Here is a 1602-nt window from a genome sequence, read left to right as displayed (position 1 = left end):
CCGGCCTCGCGTGGATGCCGTTCATCGCCGAACTGCGCGGCGGATCCTCCGACGCGCGGCCCGTGCTGGAAGCCCTCGCCACCGTCACCGCCTCCGGCAACCACCACGGCCTCGCCACCGCCCCCGACAACCCCGGGCCCGACTGGGCGTCCCTGCTGCTGCCCTACTACGGCCACAGCACCGCCCGCCCCGTCTCCGAGCCCATCGGCACCCTCACCACCCGCGACCGCTACGCCCTCGTCAAGAGCGACCAGGTCCCGGTGGAGGAAGTGCTGTTCCGGATGCTGGAGCCCGGAGAGATCGGCGCCGCCATGGCCTTCCCCACCGCCTACACCGTCCTCGGCAACAAGCGGGAGAAGGTCCGCCTGTTCGGCAACGCCGTCACCCCGCCCGTCGCCGAGGTCATCGTCTCCGCCCTCGTCGAAGCCATCACCGGCCACGACCTGCCCACCGGCGGCGGCTCGTGAACGCCCGCGTCCCGCCGCTCGCCGGCGCCGACCTCTGGCAGGCCGTCATGGCCGCGGCCGCCGGACGCTGCCAGTGCCGGGGCACCTGCGGCAAGAACCACGCCAAGGACGGCGGACGCTCCCGCGAACACTCCCACCTGGCCCACCGGCACGGCGGCGGCACCGTCCACCTCATCGCCGCCCCCGCCGAGCCCGCCGACCTCCTCCTCGCACCGCACCAGGCCGCCGCCCTGCCCAAGACCGCCCTCGCCGCCTGGTGCCCGCCCTGCCACGACGCCACCCTCGGCGCCGCCCGCAGGGCCCGGCGCAACGCCGCCCCGGCCGCCGAGCCCGACTCCCTGTTCTGACCGCGCCCGCTGGAGGAACCGTGTCCCTGACCCTGACCGACCTGCCGACCCTCGTCGGCCAGCTCACCCCGCACATCAGCCCCGACGAGACCCTGCCGGTCCTGCACGGCATCTACCTGGAGGCCACCGGCACCCACCTGTTCGCCTGCGCCACCGACCGCTACACCTTCGCCCTCACCCGCCGAGAGGCCCCTGACAGCGCCCCGTGGAAGGCGGTGCTCACCCGCGCCGACCTGCTCGCCCTGCGCGCGCTGTTCCCCGCCCGGCGCCGCGCCGCCGACCTCACCCTCACCTTCGAGCCCCCGGCCGGGGAGCACGACCCGGACGGGCACCTCACCATCGGCGACGCCGATCGCGCCCTGCGACTGTCCGCGAACGCCCCGCTCGCCGGCCTCTTCCCCAAGTGGCGCCCGTTGTTCGCCGCAGCGCTCGCCGCCGAGCCGCAGCTCACCGACGAAGCGCACCTGAACGCCGCCTACCTCGCCCGCTGGGCCAAGGCCCCCGCCGAGCGGTACGAGCCGCTCACCGTCTGGTCCGCCGGACCCGAGAAGCCGTTGCTCATCGCCGCCGGGCACGGCTTCCTCGGCCTCCAGATGCCCGTCAAGGCCGACACCCGACCCGGCAGGACCGCCACCGACCGCCGCGACCGCGCCGCCCTGCGCACCACCTGGACCGACGCCCTCAACACCCCCGCCGCCGTCTCCGAGCGCCACCTCAAGGCCGCCTGACCGAGGCAGGAGAACCGCCCATGGCCATCAAGGCCCGCACCTTCTACACCGCCTCCTGCG

Annotated in this window: 3 protein-coding genes; all 3 read left to right on the top strand. The window is 75.1% G+C overall.

What is annotated here, in order from left to right; all coding sequences use genetic code 11:
* On the top strand, positions 1-467 hold a 467-nt coding region (locus IE329_RS39815), incomplete at its 5' end, for a DNA cytosine methyltransferase (protein ID WP_190215953.1).
* The gene (locus IE329_RS39810; protein ID WP_229928161.1) at positions 464-814 is read left to right on the top strand and encodes a hypothetical protein; all 351 of its coding nucleotides are present in this window, start codon (positions 464-466) and stop codon (positions 812-814) included. The genes IE329_RS39815 and IE329_RS39810, both read left to right, overlap by 4 nt.
* 20 nt (positions 815-834) lie before the next feature.
* Positions 835-1542: a hypothetical protein gene (locus IE329_RS39805; protein ID WP_190215952.1), complete on the top strand. Its 708-nt coding sequence runs from the start codon at positions 835-837 to the stop codon at positions 1540-1542.
* The last annotated feature ends 60 nt before the right edge of the window (positions 1543-1602 follow it).

Origin of the sequence: Kitasatospora indigofera (genome assembly GCF_014655955.1) — a bacterium.
Taxonomy (GTDB): domain Bacteria; phylum Actinomycetota; class Actinomycetes; order Streptomycetales; family Streptomycetaceae; genus Kitasatospora; species Kitasatospora indigofera.
The sequence above is the reverse complement of the archived record's forward strand: the minus strand, read 5'-3'. Positions and strand labels throughout refer to the sequence as shown.